The sequence below is a fragment of the Mycobacterium sp. genome, assembly GCF_032162605.1.
GTDB lineage: Bacteria > Actinomycetota > Actinomycetes > Mycobacteriales > Mycobacteriaceae > Mycobacterium.
This window is the reverse complement of the sequence record NZ_JAVROT010000439.1, coordinates 1-4,662: the sequence shown is the minus strand read 5'-3', so window position 1 is coordinate 4,662 and position 4,662 is coordinate 1. Positions and strand designations below refer to the sequence as shown.

At 67.1% G+C, this 4,662-nt stretch carries 8 protein-coding genes; 4 read left to right on the top strand and 4 right to left on the bottom strand.

Features of this window, described 5'->3' with window-relative positions; translation table 11 throughout:
- On the top strand, nucleotides 1-459 hold a 459-nt coding region (locus tag QOI01_RS24485; RefSeq protein WP_526385570.1), incomplete at its 5' end, for an EamA family transporter.
- Here the strand turns inward: QOI01_RS24485 and QOI01_RS24480 are convergent.
- Nucleotides 456-596: a hypothetical protein gene (locus tag QOI01_RS24480; RefSeq protein WP_526385574.1), complete on the bottom strand. Its 141-nt coding sequence runs from the start codon at nucleotides 594-596 to the stop codon at nucleotides 456-458. The two genes, QOI01_RS24485 and QOI01_RS24480, sit on opposite strands and share 4 nt — an antisense overlap.
- Between QOI01_RS24480 and QOI01_RS24475 the strand changes: the two genes are divergently transcribed.
- Genes QOI01_RS24475 through QOI01_RS24465 form a run of 3 tightly spaced genes read left to right on the top strand, consistent with a single transcriptional unit; the run spans nucleotide 556 to nucleotide 2,579 of the window.
- Nucleotides 556-1,143: a cutinase family protein gene (locus tag QOI01_RS24475; protein WP_526385572.1), complete on the top strand. Its 588-nt coding sequence runs from the start codon at nucleotides 556-558 to the stop codon at nucleotides 1,141-1,143. The two genes, QOI01_RS24480 and QOI01_RS24475, sit on opposite strands and share 41 nt — an antisense overlap.
- Nucleotides 1,144-1,167: 24 nt before the next feature.
- Nucleotides 1,168-1,845: a cutinase family protein gene (locus tag QOI01_RS24470; RefSeq protein ID WP_526385568.1), complete on the top strand. Its 678-nt coding sequence runs from the start codon at nucleotides 1,168-1,170 to the stop codon at nucleotides 1,843-1,845.
- Between the two features lie 56 nt (nucleotides 1,846-1,901).
- The gene (locus tag QOI01_RS24465; RefSeq protein WP_526385566.1) at nucleotides 1,902-2,579 is read left to right on the top strand and encodes a cutinase family protein; all 678 of its coding nucleotides are present in this window, start codon (nucleotides 1,902-1,904) and stop codon (nucleotides 2,577-2,579) included.
- Here QOI01_RS24465 and truA read toward each other — a convergent pair.
- The 3 genes from truA to QOI01_RS24450 all read right to left on the bottom strand — a co-directional run.
- Entirely contained in the window at nucleotides 2,576-3,451 is an 876-nt protein-coding gene (gene truA, locus QOI01_RS24460; protein ID WP_526385564.1) for a tRNA pseudouridine(38-40) synthase TruA, read from the bottom strand. The genes QOI01_RS24465 and truA overlap by 4 nt on opposite strands.
- Before the next feature lie 51 nt (nucleotides 3,452-3,502).
- Nucleotides 3,503-4,120, bottom strand: a complete 618-nt coding sequence (gene rplQ, locus QOI01_RS24455) for a 50S ribosomal protein L17 (RefSeq protein ID WP_526385562.1) — start codon at nucleotides 4,118-4,120, stop codon at nucleotides 3,503-3,505.
- Nucleotides 4,121-4,148: 28 nt separating this feature from the next.
- On the bottom strand, nucleotides 4,149-4,662 hold a 514-nt coding region (locus QOI01_RS24450), incomplete at its 5' end, for a DNA-directed RNA polymerase subunit alpha C-terminal domain-containing protein (protein WP_526385560.1).

Genomic DNA, 4,662 nt, shown 5'->3' with positions numbered 1-4,662 from the left:
GAAGAAGGAAGCCTGGACACCATCACCCTCGCCGCCGGTGGACTTATAGTCGGCGCCGTCGGAGTCCCGCTGCTCGGCGTGTCCGGCCTGATGCCGATGACCTTCAACTCCAACGACACCGTCATCGCGGGAATGACGACGTCGTGGTTGGTACCGGTCATCGCGCTGGCCCTCATCCCCACCGCGATCGCGTACACGCTCGGCATCATGGGCATCTCGCGGCTGCGACCGCGGTTCGCGTCGCTGGTGGGCCTTGCCGAAGTGATGTTCGCCGTGCTGGCCGCGTGGGCCCTGCTCGGCGAGGCGCTGACGCCGGCTCAGGCAGTTGGCGCCGTCGTGGTGCTCGGTGGATTGGTGCTGGCGCGCCAGGGCGACCGCACCGAGAAGGTGGCGGAGGCTTCCTGGCCCGAGATGCCTGTCGACGGAACGGCCTCCGAGCAAACGGTTCGCCGCAGCTAACCCGGATATGTGAAGATGTCCAGCGTGACCTTGCTCAGGATGTCGACCCGTCTGGCGGCAATCGCGTCGGCTGTCGTCTGCGCTGCCGCCACCTTCATCTCGGCACCGCCCGCCGCTGCGGACCCGTGCAACGACATCGAGGTCGTCTTTGCGCGAGGCACTAGCGAACCCGCTGGCATTGGTCGCGTGGGACAGGCTCTGGTCGATGCACTGACACCGCTCGTCGGCGGCCAAACCATCGGTTCGTACGGCGTGAACTATCCCGCAACGTACGACTTCCTGACCGCCGCCGACGGCGCCAACGATGCGACGAACTTCATCAGCTCGACGGTGGCGCAGTGTCCGAGCACGAAGTTCGTACTGGGCGGCTACTCGCAGGGCGCGGCGGCCGTCGACATGTTGGCCGGCATTCCGCCGCTCGGCAACAAGATCGGCGAGGTTGGATCGGCGCCCCCGCTGCCTTCCAGCCTCGACGCCAACGTTGCCGCGGTCGCGGTGTTCGGCAACCCGTCGACGAAGTTCTCGATCCCCATCACCAACTCGATCTTCGGCGGACGGGCCATCGACCTCTGCGCCGACGGCGACCCCATCTGTTCGCGAGGTCGCAACCCCTTCGCTCACACCCACTACGAATCGTCGGACTTCATCGCTCAAGCCGCGAATTTCGTCGCAGGACTTGTCTAGCTCATTTAAGCGTTACCATTTGGCGTGACTTTTGATCTTGTCAAGCGTTCGATACTCGCCGTTCTGACCGCCTTCGCAGCCGTAATCGCTCCCGTCGTCGCGACTGCCCCGGCTTCAAGCATTGGCTTCGGCATCGCCAAGGCATCCGCCGACGGCTGCCCCGACATCGAAGTCGTCTTCGCCCGCGGCACGAACGAGGCGCCCGGTCTCGGGCTGCCCGGTGGAGCGTTCGTGGACTCGTTGCGCTCCAAGGTCGGCGGCAGGTCGGTCGGAGCCTATGCCGTCAACTACCCTGCCACCTACGACTTCCTCGCGGCAGCCGACGGCGCCAACGACGCGAGCGCACACATCCAGTACATGATGAACACGTGCCCCAACACGCGGCTGGTACTGGGCGGGTACTCGCAAGGTGCCGCGGTGATCGACGTCATCGGCGCCGTGCCGATCCCGGCCATCGGGTTCAACAACCCCTTGCCGCCCAACACGCCTGACTTCGTCGCAGCCCTCGTCGCCTTCGGCAATCCCTCGGCCAAGCTAGGACTGCCGTTGACCTCGAGTCCCGTCTGGGGCGGTCGGTCCATCGATCTGTGCAACGGCAACGATCCCATCTGCCAGACGAACGGCGAGGACGTCGCCGCACACCGCGCCTACGCCGGCGGCCCGACGAACAATGCGGCGAGCTTCGTGGCCGGTTTGCTGTAACCCAGTCGCCTCGCAACCCGACGAGTTCTTCGGCGCGTTCGGATAGCATCCCTTCGGTGATCCCTCAGCAGATTCGCAGGTTCGTCGTCTCAGCGTTCGCCGTCGCCCTCACCGCGGGTGCGCTGTTGGTGGTGCCCGCCGTCGCGCAGCACGGCGTGCCGACTGCGTCAGCTGCGTGCCCCGCGGTCGAGGTGATCTTCGCTCGTGGCCGCCTGGAACCCGTGGGCGCAGGGCAGGTGGGCAACGCGTTCGTCAGCGCGCTTCGCAAGAAGACGGGCAAGAACGTCAACCTCTACGCGGTTCGCTACCCCGCGGACAACCAGATCGATGTCGGCGCGAACGACATGAGCGCTCGGGTTCAGAGCACGATGGCGGGCTGCCCCGACACCCGGATCGTGCTCGGCGGGTACTCACTGGGGGCCGCAGCGACCGACGTCGCGCTGGCCGTGCCCTTCGCGTTCTTTGGCTTCGACAACCCGTTGCCGCCCGATGCCGACCAGCACATCGCCGCGGTCGCATTGTTCGGCAACGGCAGCGCCTGGGCGGGACCCATCGGGGCGTTGAGTCCGGGCTACCGCGAGCGGACCATCGAGATGTGCCATGCGGCGGACCCGGTCTGCAATCCGGCCGACCCGAACACTTGGGAGAGTAACTGGACCGACCATGCCGCCTCCGCCTACATCCAGGCGGGCATGGTGAACGAGGCCGCGGACTTCGCCGCGGGCCGGCTCTAGCGGCCCAACTCGTCGGCCGACCGGACGTCGCGGGTCACCTTGGTGCGCGCCTCCAGCTCGGCATCGGGAGGGTAGTCGACCCCGACCAGGGTCAGTCCACGAGCGGGCGCGGTGGAGAAGTCGCTCGAACGTCGCGTCGACGTCAACAACTCTGCGCACCAGTGCGGGTCGCGACGGCCCTCCCCAACGGCCAGCACGGCACCCACCAGCGATCGCACCATCGACCAGCAGAAGGCGTCCGCAGTGACGTGTGCGGTGAGCAGGTGACCGTCGCGGGCCCACTCCAACCGTTGCAGGTCACGGATCGTCGTCGCGCCCTCACGCGGGCGGCAGAATGCGGCGAAGTCGTTGAGGCCCTCGAGCTCCCGCGACGCCGCCTTCATCGCATCGACGTCAAGGGGCCTCGGCCACGGGGTGACGAACCTGGCCGCCTGTGGCTCCACCCCGAAAGGTGCGGTCGACAGCCGGTATACGTAGTGGCGCCGCAGCGCCGAGAACCGTGCGTCGAATCCGCTTGGTGCTCTGGCAACTTCGAGCACGCGCACGTCCTCTGGAAGCAGCCGGGACAGGCGCCGCACCAGCGGCAGGAACTCGGCGTCGCCGTCCCTCGGCGTCCGGGGGTAGGCACGCGGGATCGCGTCGACCGGGACGTCCACGTGGGCTACCTGGCCGGTGGCGTGCACACCGGTGTCCGTGCGTCCGGCGGCTCTGGTCACCACCGGCGTGCGGAACACCGTCGAGAGCGCGTCGTCGATGGTACCGGCCACGGTCCGCTGACTGGCCTGCGTGGCCCAGCCCGCGAAACCCGTTCCGTCATAGGCGACGTCGAGCCGGAGACGGACATGCCCGCCATCGGAATCGATGGCGGGCATGTCCGATGTCATGTCGATGAGCGCTTGCGCGAAGAGCAGGGTGCGCAGTGGCTAGGACTTCGCGTCGTCCTCGGCCTCGGGGGCATCGGCTTCGGTAGCGTCGACCGCATCCGTGGCCTCCGGAGCCTCGGCCGTCTCATCGACTACGTCGACTGCCTCGTCGGCCTCTGGACCGACGGCTGCCTCCGGCTCCACCGCTGCCTGCGGCACCGCCGCAGCCGCCACCGGCGCCGCCTTGGATGCACTGGAGCCCGACCCGATGTCGCCGCCGGAGCGGCTCCGGCGAGCCTTGTCGGCCTCCGAGGTCACGGTCTTCTCCCGGACCAGCTCGATGACGGCCATCGGGGCGTTGTCGCCCTTGCGTGCCTCCACCTTGACGATGCGGGTGTAGCCGCCGGCGCGATCGGAGAAGAACGGTCCGATCTCGGCGAAGAGCGTGTGCACCACGTCCTTGTCGCGGATCTTCTTCATCACCTCACGCCGGTTGTGCAGTGTGCCCTTCTTGGCATGGGTGATCAGCTTCTCCGCGTAGGGCCGCAACGCCCGCGCCTTGGGCTCGGTCGTCTTGATTCGTCCGTGCTCGAAGAGCGACGTGGCCAGGTTGGCCAGCAGCGCCTTCTGGTGCGAGGACGACCCGCCGAGGCGGGGGCCCTTGGTGGGCTTGGGCATAGCAGTCTCCTAGTAGGACGAAAACGTGTTAGAGCTGTTCGGTTTCGGCGTAGTCCTGGTCGGTATCCAGGTCGTAGCCGGCGTCGCTGTTCCACGTGCCGGTGGCGACGTCGTAACCGGCAACCTCGGACGGGTCGAACGTGGCCGGGCTGTCCTTCAGGGAAAGACCCAGCTGGTGCAGCTTGATCTTCACCTCGTCGATGGACTTCTGGCCAAAATTGCGGATGTCCAGCAGATCGGACTCCGTGCGCGAGACGAGCTCGCCCACCGTGTGCACACCCTCGCGCTTGAGGCAGTTGTACGACCGGACCGTGAGCTCCAAGTCGTCGATCGGCAATGCGAACGAGGCGATGTGATCGGCCTCGGCAGGCGACGGACCGATCTCGATGCCCTCGGCCTCGACGTTGAGTTCCCTTGCCAGACCGAACAATTCGACCAGCGTCTTACCGGCCGAGGCCAGGGCGTCACGCGGGGTGATCGAGTTCTTGGTCTCGACGTCGAGGATCAGCTTGTCGAAGTCGGTGCGCTGCTCGACGCGGGTG